At 60.8% G+C, this 15,160-nt stretch carries 12 protein-coding genes; 4 read left to right on the plus strand and 8 right to left on the minus strand.

Features of this window, described 5'->3' with window-relative positions; genetic code table 11:
• Position 1: 1 nt before the first annotated feature.
• From B5526_RS25305 to B5526_RS25315, 3 genes are all read right to left on the minus strand, one after another.
• Positions 2-295 carry a hypothetical protein gene (locus B5526_RS25305; RefSeq protein ID WP_154071450.1) on the minus strand — a complete coding sequence of 98 codons (294 nt, stop codon included), beginning with the start codon at positions 293-295 and terminating at the stop codon, positions 2-4.
• Positions 296-365: 70 nt separating this feature from the next.
• Positions 366-1,889 carry an MFS transporter gene (locus B5526_RS25310; RefSeq protein ID WP_079542566.1) on the minus strand — a complete coding sequence of 508 codons (1,524 nt, stop codon included), beginning with the start codon at positions 1,887-1,889 and terminating at the stop codon, positions 366-368.
• Positions 1,890-1,953: 64 nt separating this feature from the next.
• On the minus strand, positions 1,954-2,424 hold the full coding sequence (locus B5526_RS25315) for a cupin domain-containing protein (protein ID WP_079542567.1): 471 nt from the start codon (positions 2,422-2,424) through the stop codon (positions 1,954-1,956).
• 229 nt (positions 2,425-2,653) lie between these two features.
• Between B5526_RS25315 and B5526_RS25320 the strand changes: the two genes are divergently transcribed.
• Entirely contained in the window at positions 2,654-3,262 is a 609-nt protein-coding gene (locus B5526_RS25320) for a 3-keto-disaccharide hydrolase (RefSeq protein ID WP_154071451.1), read from the plus strand.
• 79 nt (positions 3,263-3,341) lie between these two features.
• On the opposite strand, the gene B5526_RS25325 is transcribed toward B5526_RS25320, so the two are convergent.
• From B5526_RS25325 to B5526_RS25340, 4 genes are all read right to left on the minus strand, one after another.
• Complete coding sequence (locus B5526_RS25325) at positions 3,342-4,166, minus strand: WecB/TagA/CpsF family glycosyltransferase (RefSeq protein WP_079542569.1); 825 nt, start codon at positions 4,164-4,166, stop codon at positions 3,342-3,344.
• Entirely contained in the window at positions 4,159-6,426 is a 2,268-nt protein-coding gene (locus tag B5526_RS25330; protein ID WP_079542570.1) for an exopolysaccharide transport family protein, read from the minus strand. Before B5526_RS25330 ends, B5526_RS25325 begins: the two co-directional genes overlap by 8 nt.
• A 411-nt stretch (positions 6,427-6,837) precedes the next feature.
• Positions 6,838-8,280: a polysaccharide biosynthesis C-terminal domain-containing protein gene (locus B5526_RS25335; RefSeq protein WP_079542571.1), complete on the minus strand. Its 1,443-nt coding sequence runs from the start codon at positions 8,278-8,280 to the stop codon at positions 6,838-6,840.
• A complete protein-coding gene (locus B5526_RS25340) occupies positions 8,274-9,440 on the minus strand; it encodes a DUF6492 family protein (protein WP_154071452.1) in 1,167 nt (388 codons plus the stop codon). Before B5526_RS25340 ends, B5526_RS25335 begins: the two co-directional genes overlap by 7 nt.
• 195 nt (positions 9,441-9,635) lie before the next feature.
• On the opposite strand from B5526_RS25340, the gene B5526_RS25345 reads away from it, so the two are divergent.
• The gene (locus tag B5526_RS25345) at positions 9,636-10,694 is read left to right on the plus strand and encodes a glycoside hydrolase family 26 protein (protein WP_154071453.1); all 1,059 of its coding nucleotides are present in this window, start codon (positions 9,636-9,638) and stop codon (positions 10,692-10,694) included.
• 77 nt (positions 10,695-10,771) lie between these two features.
• On the opposite strand, the gene B5526_RS25350 is transcribed toward B5526_RS25345, so the two are convergent.
• Positions 10,772-11,944, minus strand: coding sequence for a radical SAM protein (locus B5526_RS25350; protein ID WP_079545343.1), 1,173 nt, complete (start codon positions 11,942-11,944; stop codon positions 10,772-10,774).
• Positions 11,945-12,403: 459 nt separating this feature from the next.
• Between B5526_RS25350 and B5526_RS25355 the strand changes: the two genes are divergently transcribed.
• A complete protein-coding gene (locus tag B5526_RS25355; RefSeq protein ID WP_079542574.1) occupies positions 12,404-13,447 on the plus strand; it encodes a glycosyltransferase family 2 protein in 1,044 nt (347 codons plus the stop codon).
• Positions 13,448-13,666: 219 nt separating this feature from the next.
• Positions 13,667-15,133, plus strand: a complete 1,467-nt coding sequence (locus B5526_RS25360) for an O-antigen ligase family protein (protein WP_154071454.1) — start codon at positions 13,667-13,669, stop codon at positions 15,131-15,133.
• Positions 15,134-15,160 lie beyond the last annotated feature (27 nt).

The following is a 15,160-nucleotide window of genomic DNA, read 5'->3' on the forward strand; positions in this document are numbered from 1 at the left end:
GCTAGGCAGGATCGGAATGTTTGGCGCTGCCCGGAAATTCCCCAGGCCAGGGCAGCGATGTCTGATCGGCGAGGGATTTGAGAAACACCTCCGCGCCATCGGCGAAGGTTGAGCCCTCCGGCAATTCCAGGCGTGCGCACCACACCGCCGGCATCGGTTGCTGTACGCCGAGCACGTCGAACGCCGGGCCCCACCACCATGCGGGAGCCGGTGATCGCACAGACTCCGGAACCGCGCGCCATTGTGCGAATTCGCGCACCACGCGCTCGAATTGCGCGTTTGCTGCCTGATGCATCGGTTCCTCCACATGGTCGGTTATACGCGCCATCGTAACTTTCGCCAATGCGATGCATGGACCCTGCGTGTCAGCGCGCCGCTTCCGGCCGGATCCAAAACCAGCCGGCAACGCCGCCGAGCGCGGCGCAGAGTGCCGTCACCAGCATCACCGTGCGCAGGGCGCGGTCGAATGCGGCGATGGCGCCTTCATTGACGCCGGCCTGTCCGGCCATCACCGCGTTCAACGCATCGTTGGCCTGCGTGGCCACGATCCCGGCCAGATGATGTGAAAAGCTCGCAAACAGCACCGCGCCGAGCGTCGCGACCGCAAGAAGGCCAGCCACCCGGGCGACCGCGTTGTTGACGCCGGAAGCAATGCCGGCCCGGGCTTCGCCCACGGCCGCCATCACCGTTGACGTCAAGGGCGGAACGGTGATGGTCATGCCGACGGCGAGCACCGCGATCGCAGGCAATACGCTGATCCAATAGGGGGCGCTGAAGTCTGCAAAAGCCAGCAGGGTCAAGCCGCAGGCGGCGATGATGGGGCCGACGGTCAGCGAAAGACGCGGCCCGAAACGGTCGGCTAGCGTGCCCGCAAACGATGCGCCGAATCCCATGATCAGAGCAAACGGCAGCAACGCGGCGCCGGCCTGCGTCGCGGAATAGCCGCCGAGCCGGATCAGGCCGAACGGCAGATAATACAGCGCGCCGCCGAGCGCGAAGTAGAGCAATAGCGTCAGCGCATTGGCGCCGGAAAAATTGCGTGAACGGAACAGCGACAGCGGCATCATCGCCCTTTCGCCCAAGCGGGCTTCGATCGCGACGAATAGTGCAAGGAATGCGGTTCCCGCTCCGAGCGCGCCGAGCACGGCCTTGTCATGAAATCCCGACCCCGGAATTGCGCCAAGTCCCCAGGTGATGGCGGCAAGGCCGATGGCGATTGCAATCGCGCCTCGCCAGTCGAGCGGATTTGCCTTGTCGTCGCGGCTCTCGCAGGCAAAGCCGGCCGCAAGGCCGGCCGCGGCGATCGCCAGCGGCACGTTGAGCAAAAAGATCGCGCGCCAGGAGATATGATCGACCAGCCAGCCGCCAAGTACGGGACCCGCCGCCGATGTCAACGCGCCGACGCCCGCCCATATTCCGATCGCGTGGCTGCGCTCGTGCTGGTCGAAGGTCGCCCCCAACATCGCAAGACTGGCCGGCGTCAGCAGAGCGGCGCCGAAACCCTGCACCGCGCGGCTTAAGACGAGCACGGTGATGTCAGGCGAAAGGCCGCACGCAACCGAGGCCGTGGTGAAGACCGCGACGCCGAGAAGAAAAATCCGCCGGCGGCCGTAAAGATCGGCGGCCGAGCCGCCGACCAGCACGAGAGCGCCGAGCAGCAAGAGGTACGCGTTGACGATCCATTGCGTCGATGCCGCGTCCGCATGCAGCGCCCGCTGGATATCAGGCAAGGCGATATTCACGACCGAGCCGTCGATGAACGCCATGCTCGATCCGAGGATCGTCGCCGCCAGTGTCAGGTGCTTGCGCTTTTGCGACAGCGCAGCCGGAACAGCCGGTGTCGCGCGGATGACGCCGGCCTCGCAGGGCGGCCGCATGAAACCAACCATATGGGCCTCGAACAAGCGCAGCTATGGCGATAGCGTGCGCCCGCCACAGGCGCCGCGGAGCGGTCTATTTTTCTTCTGCCACCAGCGTTGACGTCGCCGGCCCTTCGCCCATGATCAGGAGAACGGCGTCTTCATCCTTGGCGCCGTCCCAGTGCACCTGCTTGCCGAAATGGGTGACAAAGCTTCCGGCTGGCATTGGTGTGGTGGTGGCTGGATCGAATTTCGGTCCCGAGCCCACCCACCATGTCCCCTGGAGCACGACAATATAACGGTCGTTGGGATGGAAGTGCGGCCGGCTGAAATGGTTGCCCTTGGTCCATTTGGTGTAGACGACATAAAATCCGGGCTTATTGGGATCACCAACAACGACGGCATTTTGCGCGCCGCGGGCATCGACGGCACTCCAGGGGATCTGGTCCGGCAATTTGTAGATCACCGCGGCGGGATTGAGTTCGGCCGCGGAACAAAGGCTTAAGGTGGTGGCGAGAAATAGCGGGATCGCGAGATAACGCCAACGCCGGGTGGGGATTGTCATGGTTTCCTCCGCTGAGGGATGGCCTGAGTGCCGCGCCAGTCCATCTCTTCATTATTGTTATGTCGCCCATGCTAACCGTCGGCACTCCCGCGAAGCAAGATGCGGGCGTGCATGCACTGCAAGCAAGACCCGCGCAGAACGCAACCGATGGCCGCGAAAAGCCGTTTCCATTGCGGCGCGGTTTGCTATCTTCGGTTCGCCCAACAAAAATAAAATGGAGGAATTTGTTATGCACCACCGCCTGACGATGCTCGCCGCCGGACTATTGATCGGAACCGCCGCTTTCCAGTTTTCCAACCCGGCCTCCGGTCAGAGTGAAGGCGGGTGGGTCACGCTCGTCGACAGCAACAAGATGGGCGATTGGGACGAGGTCGGCAAAGCCAATTGGGCGATGCAGGACGGCGCGCTCACCGCCGACAAATTATTGGAAGGCAAGGACCCCGCTTACCTCGTCAGCAAGGTCTCCTACAAGGACTTCCAGATCAGGGCCGAATTCTGGACCGACGAAGAAGCCAATAGCGGCGTTTTCCTCCGCTGCGACCAGTCGAAGAAAATCGATGCCAAGATCTGCTACGAGGTCAACATTTTCGACAAGCGGCCGGACCCGAGTTATGGCACCGGCGCGATCGTCGGCGTCGCCAAGGTCGATCCGATGCCGAAGGCCGCGGGCAAGTGGAACACCTACGAGATCACGGCGCAGGGGCCGCATCTCGTGATCGTGCTCAACGGCCAGAAGACCGCCGACGTGCGGGACTCGACGCATCTCGGTGGTCCGATCGCCCTGCAATACGGTTCCGGCGTGGTCAAATTCCGCAAGGTGCAGATCAAGCCGCTGTAGGTTGCCTCGTGTCCCGGACGCGGTGCAGCGCGCTTTGTGGTGCACCGCAGAGCCGGGACCCAAACTCGATCTTGCAGTGTCAGCCTCGCGGCGTCCGATCGGTGCCGGAGGACCGGCTCTTGTTGAACAGCAGATAGAGCGCGCGCGGGTTGGTGGTGAGATAGCGCCAGAACAGCCGGCGCGGCTCGAGCCAAATTCGCCAGACCCATTCGAGCCCGACATTCTGCATCCAGCGCGGCGCCCGGGTCCGGCTGCCCGACAGGAAATTGAACAGCCCACCCGCGGTCTTGATGACGCCGACATTCGAGAGGTCCGGCGTGAATTCTTCGACAAAAGCCTGCTCGTAGGGCACGCCGAGCGCCACCCACAGATAGTCGGGCGCCAGCGCGTTGATCTCCTCGACCTTGTCCCGCAACGCCCGGCCCCTGAGATAGCCGTGCGAACGGCCGACGATCCGCAAGTTGGGGTACATTTTCCGGACATTGGCGACGGCTGCGGCATTTTCCGCTTCATCGGCGCCGAACATGTAGAAGGTCAGGCCGGCGTCGGCGGCCTTGCGGGCGACGACGTGAAACAGGTCGGTGGTGGCGACGCGTTCCGGCAGCGGCGTCGATGATTTCAGCCGCGACACCGTGACCAGCGGCTGGCCGTCGGCATTAATGAGGTCGGCGGCGCGAAACAGCAGTCCGGTCATGGGCTCGGTCGAACAGCGCGCCAGCACCTCGCCGTTGGCCGAGGTCAGGTAAAGCGGCCGGTTCACCCGGCGTTTCGGGAAAACCATCTCGATCATGAAATTCGCGGTCTGCTCGATGTCGAGCACGGCGAGCCGCAGGCCCCCGAGCGAAATTCGAGGAACGCGAGCCGTCGCGGCTCTGCCGACCGGATTTGCGCGGCGCTCAAGCATATTGTCTGTCCCGCTTGCGGTTGACAGAAGCCGGGGTGAGTTCGTTGAGCACGACCCCGATCAGCTTGCGCTCGGCGCCGCCGAGGGCGGCGATGATGTCTTCCATGCAGTCATTGATGTCGAGGCTGACCGGCAGGATCGCGACGATGCCGTCCGCGATATCGATCAGCTTGCGGCTGGCGGCGCTCCAGGGCATCGCCGGTCCATCGAGGATCACGAGATCGTAGCCGCCGCTGGCGCGCGCCTGCGCGATCGCCTTATGGATGGCCTCGCTCGCCTTGGCGTCGGTCCCATCGATATCGGGCAGGATCGAGATTCCGTTTGAGGTGTTGATCGCGCGCGACGCCTTGCTGCCGATGCTGAGCCAGCTCAGGCGGCTCGGTTCGCTCCTGCCGACGCGATTGATCTTATCGGAGAGTGCGTGGGTGACGTGATCGGCGTCGATCATCAACACCCTGGCGCCATCGCGGGCGGCGGCGAGCGCGACGTTCATCACGGCGATGCTGCGGTCCTTGCCGGCGCCGGAGCCGATCATGGCCATCACCGGCATGGCCTTGGCGGGCGAATGCTTCAAGAGCGTGGCGCGCATCTCGCGCATGGCGTTGAGGAAGGTCGTCATCGGGAAGCCGGCGCGCAGTGTCGGCCAGCCCAACTGCGTGACATCGGGCATGCCGCCGGCTTTGAGGATTCCGCTCAAGGTCCGCACCACATCGGACTCGTGAAGCCGGGCGATCAAGGGCTTTTCGATTGCCGCGACGGGTGCGGGCTGGCGTGGTTGATTTCCGGGCGGCGTCTTCGATGGCGATGGTCCGGTTTCGGAACGGACCGGTTGCGGGTCGCTTGCATCCGGCGGCAGCCGATCGGCCGCGACCACCCAGGCTGCTGCAGCCAGTGCGCCGAGCACGAAGCCGATCATGGCGATGAGGCTCATCGGCGGCGGGAAGGTGCGACGCTGCGGCACGGTGGCCTCGCCGATCACGCGCGCGCTCGAGGTGTTGAGGCTTTCCTGCTCTTCGGTCTCGCGCGAGCGCTTGAGAAAGGACTGATAGACATCGCGGCTGGCCTCGACGTCGCGCTCGAGCTCGCGCAGCCGCACCGAGGCCTGGCTGAGCTGGACGCTCTGGCGTTTCTGCGCTTCCAGCGCCTTGTTCAGAGAAGCTTCGTAATCGCGGGCGCGAGTCAGGTCATTCTTGGCCGATTGCGCGAAGCGATCGACTTCTTCGTTGATGGTGCGGCGCAGGTCCTCGACCTGCTTCTCCATCTGGCGCAGCGAGGGATGCAGCGGCCCTAACTCGGCGGTGAGCTCGGCATAGCGCTTGCGCGCCTCGGCATATTGCGCGCGCAGATTGGCGATGGTCTGAGACTGCAGCGCCTCGGGAATGGCGCCGGCATCGGTTGCCGCGCGGCGGCTTGATTCGATCTGGTCGTATTTGGCCTGGGCGTCGAGCGTCAGCGCGCGCGCCGCCGCAAGCCGCTGGTTGCTGGCGGAAAGCTGCTGGTCGCTGATCAGGGTGTCCTGGGTGCCGACGAAATCATTCTGCGCCTTGTAGGTTGCGAGCACGTTTTCGGCGTTGCGAAGCCGCTGCTGCAATTCCTTGAGCCGGCCCGACAGATCGGTCGTCGCGCGCCGCGCGGCGGTCGCCTGCGAGTGTTTCGATTCCGTTAGATATGCGTTGGAGAGCGCGTTCGCGAGCATCGCCGCCTTGACCGGGTCGTACGACCAGACATCGATATCGACGATGAAGCTGCGGTCGGTCTTTTTGACATTGATATGGCGGTTCAGGGCTTCGAGCGCCGCGGTCTCGCCGGATTTCGCTTCGCCGGTCGAACGGAGCTCGGGCCCGATCAGGCCGAGCAGGGACGCCAGGACGCCTTTGGATTCACCGCCGAACTCGGGATCCTTGTCGATATGGGTATCCTGGATCACCTGCAGAAGCACGCTGTTCGAGGTGATCAGGCGGGCCTGGCTTTCGACCACCATCGCGAGACCGGAGGTGTCCTGGGAGCGTGGCGTGAGCTCGCGATCGACCAGCTGCAATTCGCGGGGATCGACATAGAGCTGCGCGGTCGCGGTATATTTGGGGCTCAGTGTCTTGCCGATGGCAACCGCGGCGCAGGCGCAAATCACTGCAGCCGCCGCGATCGCGATCCGCCGCTGCCACAACAAGCGGGCGAGCTCCAGCAGGCTAAAACCTGCAGGAGTTCGCGGCGCCTGCCGGTCTGGTTTGGTCCGGCCTATCGGTTCGTCATAGACAAGCATCGGCCCCAGCTTCCATTCGAACTGCCGCACGCATCGGCTGAGGGGTTACTCTTTGCCTTACGCCACGCGCGCCAGGGATAAGCGCGGAACAAACGCAACAGGAAAAATTAACCATACTCAGTGAGGGACTATTCACCGAAATGGCAAAAAAAGCGTTTAAGCGCCCGCGCATAACGACGCCTCCGCGATGCCCGGAACCGGGATTTTCGGTCTGGGTACCGCCCGAGAGTTGTTAAACGTGAACGGCGGCGTATGGCCGTCGCGGCCCGGTCGCCCGGCGACGCCATACGGATAGAAAATTAACCATCTGTTATTGGTTTGCGCTTCGGCGGCCTTAGCACACACCCCGGCCGCAACATCGGCAAGAGCGGCGCGAGCGAGAGCGATCGTAACTGCTTTAATCACTGGTTTTTATCCGGTGCTGATGTTTGCAAGCTTGGCTCTGAAAAGCGCGAAACCGAGTTTCAAACGCCCGCGGGTCCGGGAGATGTCGAGCAGCCAGCACATCGCCGCGTAGATGGCCAGTCCCGTTCCGACCAGGACAGCGCATGCGGCAAGATGCGAAACATGCAAGTTGACGTCGATGGTTCTGACGGCCAGCGCCATGACCAATCCCGCAATCATCGTCAGCGCGAGCCGGCCGAGGGGAAGGGGAACCGGAAACGCGAAGCGGCTGAGCATCAGCGCGCAGACAAATCCGATGGCGTCGGCGCCCAGCCGGGCCCACGCGGCGCCGATGGTGCCGTAGTCGCTGACCAGGACGTAGGAAAGCGTCAGATTGGCCACGATGATCGAAGCGGTATTGATCAGGTAAAGCGCATTGCGTCCCGACAGCAGAAAGCTCGCATGCAGGTATTGCTGGGTCAGGACCTGGAACACCACGGCGACCGCGACAACCGGCATGGTCTGTGTCGCCACCTCCCGGAAGTCGGGTCCGAGGATGACATTGGCGACATGCCCGGAAATGACAGCAAACCCCAGGCAAGCCGGCAGCGTAATAGAGAGCAACAGCTCGACGCATTCGGCGAGATGCGATCGCACGGCCGCATTTCCCTGACTTGCGTGAATTTTCACGGCGAGCGGAAAGAACGCCGCGGCCGCGCTCATCGCCGGTATCATCAGCGTCTGCCGGACCAGGTCGAGGCCTGCGACATACTTTCCGGCATCTGCGGCGCCGATGAGATTGGCGATCACGAACCGATCGGTAACGCTGGAGACAGCGAGTAACGTGAGGGACAGCGTGAGCGGCAGGCCTTGCCTTGCCGCCGCCGAAAGCGCTGACACGTCGAATTTGACAATTGTTCCCCGCCACGCGGCCCGCGACTGGACGAATACTGCGAGCAGACAGGCAAGCGCCGACGAAAGCAGCAGCAGAAAGCCTGTCGGACTGAGAAGGGCAACGACGACGCCGAGGCAAAGTACCGAAGCTGCGCGAACCAGTGTGGCCTTCATCGCCGCGAGCGCCATAAGCCGCGCGCGAACCAGATCCTGGGTGAGTTCGAACAGGCCGATCGCAACCGAAAGCACGACGGCCGTCAATGCCGCCGAGGGGGCCAGGCCGAGCAGGCGTCCCAGTCCGTAGGCGATGGGCGCGCTGAGGCAGCTGATGAAATACCCCGTAATCACGAGGCCTCGAATGTCGGTGCCGTCATCCTTGGCGTGCCCGCTCAGGATAAGATTTCGAAACCAGCCAACCAGGAAGACGCTGACAACCGACGCAAATCCGACGCCAAGCAGATAGGTGCCGTAATCGTGTGGCGAAAACAGCCGCGTGAACGCGAACACGCTCAATAGCCCCAGCAATGCGGAGAGGATATTGGCGGATAGATTGATGCTGGCCTGCCCGATCAGCATATCGCGGCGAGCCCCGCGGCTTCACTGGGGAAGGTGATCGGGGCACCGACAGCGGCAGTTTCCTCGATCACGGCCCGGATCGTCTCGACCGGCGTGCCGGAGAAGGATGTCACGGAGAAAGCGACGTCATCCTTATCCGCACGGCGAAGCAGCGCGTTCAATTCGCGTCGGCTAAGCCTCGGCTGATCCCAATAGCTGACGCATGGCGTGCGCGAAGTGGGGCTGTGCCTGCCCGAAAGGTGAGCGTCGCTCTCGGCGAAATAGCCGTAGAGCATGTATTCGGAAAACTGTTGGGTCCGGCACAAGGCTTCGACCCAATCGAGGCCCGTCACGGCTTCGATGCGCGAGACCATCGCGCGCGTCGTCTCTTGGTCCCAAAAAATGATGTGGCCGATGAAATCGGACGCCGGCAGCGGCGGTGTCGTTAATCCAAGCATTTGATGGGTTGTCTCGACCCAATGCGAATGACTGAGGTGGCTGGATGTGACCTGGTTCGGCATGTTCAGCAGCGGGAAAGAATTTGGATATTCAAACCGCGAAATGTCAAAATTCCGGAAGAAAACGACGTCGGAATCCAGGATGCAATATCGCTTGTGAGGCAGCGCGATGGCCGCGGCGATCTTGAGGAACTGCTGCACATGCCAGCCGTTGACCGGCTTCGTTCGAAATGACCACCAATATTGGCGCCGCTTGCGCTGAACGAAGCGAGGCAGCGGCCGCAACCATTTGGGGAGGAACTGTGATGCCGGAAGTACGCTTCTGCGCTCGCTCGCAAGGTGAGAGAACAGCGGTAAATCACAATCCGGGACCAGCAGATAATGCCTGGAAAACGCGCCGACATGACGGTCGACACTCTCGCAGAGCAGACTGCACAGCTCGAGATCGCGCCCGTAAGTTGGGGTTAACAGCGCCACGTGATTCATCTTGTGGGTCTCTTTGGCGGTGACATTGGCCATCGGTTTTCGAGTCGGTCGTTTCCTTAGGTAGCGAAACAGCAAGATCGGTGCCGAACCGCTCCGGACCTGCAGCGGCAGTTTGAAGTTGGTTAATTGGCCGGCTCGGTAACCATCCCGCATATCCACACCGCTGCCACAGTGGTGCACGCTGCACTGCCGGACTGCTTCAGGCGCGTGTTTCCGGCACGGCGGACCGTCCGCCATGTCCGCATTTGCAACAGGCTATCGATTTGCCCGCGGTAACCATCATGAGCACACCGTTGGTGCGCGGTATCACTCTGGACCGGATGTTGCAGCAGCCCGCCAAATATCCCCAATCTCGTCGGCGAAAGGCGTGCGTGCGTGACAATAGGGTGGGATTTCCAGCGTGGTTTTCTTGTCAGGAGGCCGAAGCCCGTCGTGCCTGCTCGTTTCGGCACAGCCGGATTGTCCGGTGTGTCCGTTTTTGCAACAGCGCGCAATTCTCTTTTGGGCCGAAACATCTGTGCCAGTCGTCGCGATCGGGGGCTCACGAAACGGCTGGCCGTCGTTCTCGTGACGTTGGCTCTGAGCGGAATCCTTTCAGCCCACGGCGAGACACTGGTCGCCCCGCGCGCCTTCTCAAATTCCTCAAAGCTTGCCGGCGCATTCGTAAACTGGGGGCCCGACGGCCGCGAACATTCCTTGCAGATATGGGAAAAGTGGCTGCGGCAGGAGCCGTCGTCCGTGCCCGGCGTTGACTTTTACGGCGGGCCGACATGGGAGGATTTTTTCAAATTGAATTGGGTTCCGGGCATCTGGAAAAAGCTGAACCCGAAGCGAAACGTTGTTTGGTCGGTGCCGCTGACGGTGAAAGGAACCTCTCTTGCGGATGTCGCGAACGGCTTACACGACGCCGAATTTGAAGCGGCGGCCCGGGCGATTTCCGAGGCGCAGCCAACGGCCATCATTCGTCTGGGCTGGGAAATGAACATCGCCGACTCCGCATGGTTTGCCGGCGGCCAGGAGGCCGACTACATCCGGGCCTACCGGCGCGTGATCGGAATATTCAGGCGATACTCGAGCCACTTCAAATACGACTGGTGTCCGGGGTGGGGACCGCAACAACTCGCCGCCGATCTCGCCTACCCGGGCGACGACGTCGTCGATTACGTCGGTCTCGACGTGTACGATTTCAAACAGGACGGTTCGCCGCAACAGCGGTGGGACACTTATTATTTGAAGGCACCGTTTGGTCTGCAGTGGCAACGGGATTTTTCCGCCTTGCATGCCAAACGCATGAGCTACCCCGAGTGGGGAGTCGGCAATTTCGGCGACAACCCTTTTTTCATTCAGCAGATGCACGAGTGGTTCTTGAATAACGCAGAGAATATCGCTTATGCGGCGTATTTTGACGTGGATGGATTATGGCCGACACAAATCGACAACAACCGGTTTCCCAAGTCTCAGAAGCTGTTCAGAAAGCTTTTTGGGCGTTGATGCTGCGAGAAGTGCGGCCTCTGCCGGTTAGCCTCCAGCAGCAGGCAGCCGTGCAATACCAGGATCACTCGAGAAACCTAATTCGACTGGTTTCCGGCCATCAATGTCAGGCCCATCTTTAATTTATCGGTCAGCGTTCGTTGCGACAGGCAAGTGAACAAGCAGAGTTTGTCACAGGCAACGGTCTCTTTACGCCGCGTGCGGGCTTCCTCGCCATACCAGATTTCGCGCGCGGTTTGAGTTCGAACGTTCCCGATGGGCTTGAAGAACCAGCAAACCTCCAGGCGGCCATCTGAGCGAATGAAATAATTTCGCATGCCAATCCGGCACGGCATGACCTCCGGCGGCGCTTTCTCCCGCCGAAAATGGTTTGGCCAGGCATTGAGCACCGCTTCGCCATTCAGGATAGGTGCCCCGCCGCCCTTCAGTCGCAGTAATTCGTCACGAACGGCGATGAGATCTTCCATCTCATCCTCCCCAATCCACAATTCGTCTTCAACCTCCGACGTTCCCATTTCGACGGGTTGAAAACTGAGTGCGGTGGCGCCGATTTCTTGTATCCACTCAACCATCTCCGGCAGGCGGCGAAAATTAAGCTTATGGACGACGGGTTTAATGATGATCGGAAACTCCAATCCTTCGGATCGTCTCATATCGGAGATATTGCGGATGCCTTGCACGATATCGGTCAGCGAGTTTTCCACACCACGCGAATAATCATGGATCTTCGGATCCATCGAGTCGATCGAGATGTTTATGTTGAAAGGATTTGCCTGCACCGTTTGCGCGACGATTTTCTTGTTGTGATAGGCTCCGCCGTTTGTGGTCACGCCCCAATGGATGTCGTTATCCCGGCAAAATCGAACGAGGTCTATGAAGCCCTTTTTCAGATAAGGTTCGCCACCCGCGAATTCCACGTGATATGCGCCGATAAACTCCTTCAAACTCAGGAGCGCCCGCTGCCATTCGGCGATGGACATCTCATCCCGATAGTTCGGGCGCCTCCAATAGTCGCAGTAACGACACTTGTAATTGCACCGCTCTATGACTTCCGCGAATATGGCCGCCGGACGAGTAACGTCACGACCGGTTCGCAAATAAAGTTCTTCCGACAAGGCATTGCGGACATGCTTGGCGCCCAGTGAGATGAAGTCTCGCGCTTTCACAATGTGTCTCCGTTGTTTGCTCGATCCGCTGCCGCTGCCAGCAAGTTGTTTCGCATGCGTCGCGATTTGCACGATAGCTTGCATCAAGCACAGCAAATTGCGCGCCACCGCTCAGGAAATGCACCTGCTGACGGCCGTGACCGGCTGTTAACCCTAATAACCCGCGGCCGATCGATAGATGACGGCCAACTGCCTGCGCCGGTTCGTCGAGCTGTGCTCGAGATTTGAAGTCACGATGGATGCCTGACACCCGGGTTCCAGGAATGGGACGCCGGGTCGCGACATCGCTGTTTCAAATGCCTCATAACAAATCGCCTTGGCAGTATGAGGCAGTGAGCGATGTGACCTCGATCGCCACGCGCCATGGTTTCATTTCGGTTAACTCAATAGCGTTAACCGTAGCCAAAAATCGCCGCAGCAACGCATCTCTCTGGACCAAATATTGCTGTGTCGCTGCGGTATCGTTGGAGTCGAGGGGCGGAGTCAGGTGCACGCATGTCGATAGAGGCAGATTCCCGGTGTGATTTTCCTGTTGGCGCGGCAATGGCGGCGGCACAGGGCGTTTCCGGTTCGACTGCGCTGTCCGGAGTGTCCGAATTTGCGCCAAGGCAGGCCCGCCGCGCCGTGGTGGCGGCGTCGCCCTCGCTTGATCCTTCGATCGGGGTTGTGGTCTGCATTCCGAGCTTCCGTCGGCCACAGCATTTGCGGCTGACGCTGGAGTCGCTCGTCCATCAGCGCACCGATCGCCGCTTCGCCGTCGTGATAGTCGAGAACGACGCGTCGAGGTGCGAGGGTGTGCCGGTCGCTACCGGGTTCCTTCGGGCCGGCAAACTCGCAGGCCTCTGCGTGGTCGAGCCGCGGCAGGGCAATTGCCACGCGATCAACGCCGCATTCGAGACCGCACTGGCCACGTTCCCTACGGCAACCAAATTTCTGATGATTGACGACGACGAGATCGCCGCACAGGACTGGCTGGAGCTGATGCTGCGCGCGGTCGAGGCGACCGGAGCCGACGTGATCGGAGGCCCGGTATTTCCGAATTTCGATGACGAGCGCAAGCAAAGATTTCGCCGCCATCCAGCGTTTTATCCGGCCTATGAAGTCTCTGGCCCGGTACCGGTGATTTACGGTTGCGGCAATTGCCTGATTACGCGCGCGGTATTTGCAAGGCTTGGCAACCCCGCGTTCGATCTGCGATTCAATTTTCTTGGCGGCGGCGACTATGATTTCTTCACCCGTTGCCGCCGTGCCGGCTTCCGATTTCACTGGGCGGCGGAGGCGGTCATCATCGAGACCGTGCCGAACAGCCGGACCAATATCGGGTGGCTCGCGCGGCGGGGTCTGCGGATCGGTGCGATCAATTATCATATCCAGCGCAAGGCGGCGCGGACGGTCTGGTCGCGGACCAGACTGATCGCCAAGACGTTTGCGTTGCTGCCATTTTCGCTGTTTCGAGCTGGGCGACTGGTTTTCAGCGAGCACAGGGCGGTCTTGGCAATGCATCCGATGACGGTCGCGGTCGGCAGCGTGCTGGCGACCGTCGGCATCGAGCCGCAACCTTACGAAGCCTCGAAGATCGGCTCGTGAGCCAGCCCACCACCACGTCGGGCGTCGACGCCCTCATTTGGCGAATTGCGCCGTCGGCAAGTGATGGACATCGTCCGCGGCGCGACGTTCGTCGGGGCTCTTCTGCTGTCGTGGATTACACTGCGGCCGTTGAAGGTTTCGCCGAAATCACAAAAATGCTGCCGGTGGATTCGAGCTTCAGCGGCCGCACCAGACGCAAATAGTTAGAAAGACGTTAACTTGGAAACGGTAGTACGTGATGCCCGCCAAGACTTGTTCTTCGAATCGGTCACTTCTCCATCGCTGGACGCGCGGACGCCGCCAGCTCCGGTCGCCGCAGCGTTTCCTGGCTGCCGGCCTCAAGAGGCCAAAGTGAATAAGCCGCTATCATCTTTGCAATTTCCGGCGATCGTGGATCCTTTTGGACGCGTCGACGCGCTTCGCGTGGCGCGGTGCATAGGCTTTATCGCCACAGTTTTAATTCTTTGGGTATCGCTTCGGCCGTTCCCCGACCTCGGCGATCCCACGATTGGCGACGGAGAAAAAGGCAAGCTGGCCACGACCTACATAACACTCGGAATACTTTCCGTGGCTGTTTTGATGCTGACGGCATTTCGGCACGCACAGGCCTTTCGCAGCCTGCTAACGCCGATGTGCCTGTTGCTGTGTTGCTGGATGTGCATCAACACCGTCTTTTCACACGACTTCGAAATATCGTCCCAGCGTCTAATTCTTACCGCCAGCGCAATCGCGCTGGCAGCATCCTTGCTCCTGCTGCCCGATTCCCAGACTGAGCTGGATCTCTGGTTGAGCGCGGCTGTGCTGATATTCTTGGCCGTGTGCTACCTCGGCGTCATTTTGGCGCCCTCGCTATCGATACACCTCGCAAGCGATACGTCGGAATCCCAGCTTGCCGGCGATTGGCGCGGCCCCTACGGACACAAGAATGTCGCCGCTTCGATCATGGCCATGCTCGTCTTTGTCGGACTGTATCTTGCAAGCCGGCGAGCCATTATTTCGGGCGTCCTGATCGCATCGCTTGCAGCCTTCTTCCTGATATCGACGGGAGGAAAGAGCGCAATGGCCGTGTGCGTTGGCGCCCTCGTTCTCAGCGCCATGGTCGCTGCGATAAAAAATATACTGGTTCGCGCGTGTTTGTGCTTTCTGCCGCTGCTCTGTTTAAATCTGCTGACGGTGGGCTCGGTATTCAGCGAGCGGTTTGCTGCCGTTGCGAAACTATTGCCGTTCGACGCGACCTTCACCGGCCGTACAGATATCTGGGCGTTTGCGATCTCCTCGCTCGCCTTGCATCCCTTGCTTGGTTATGGCTTTGCCGCGTTTTGGGGGACCGACGCCATCGAAAGCCTGGTTCAAAACGATCAGATCGAATGGACCGCCTTCGCCTCCCACAGCCATAACGGCTACCTCGATAGTGCCTTGACCATGGGATATCCTGGCTTGGCTCTGATCGTGATTATTTTCGTCGTCGCGCCGCTTAGGAATTTCTCGGCTGCAATGCGATTTGGCAATGACGAGCCTCTGGCGAAACTATTTCTCCGGATCTGGCTATTCGGCATCTATCTGTCTTCAATGGAGAGCTTCCTGCTCGATCGCGCCGACCCGATCTGGTTCACTTTTCTGATCGGCGTTTTTGGCCTGCATTACCTGGCGCGGTTTCGGCTGACGCGAGAGCCGAAAGCCGCTTGAGGATCGCGGACCTTCGCGGCGCGGCCG

The sequence above is a fragment of the Bradyrhizobium lablabi genome (genome assembly GCF_900141755.1).
GTDB classification, from domain to species: Bacteria; Pseudomonadota; Alphaproteobacteria; order Rhizobiales; family Xanthobacteraceae; genus Bradyrhizobium; species Bradyrhizobium lablabi_A.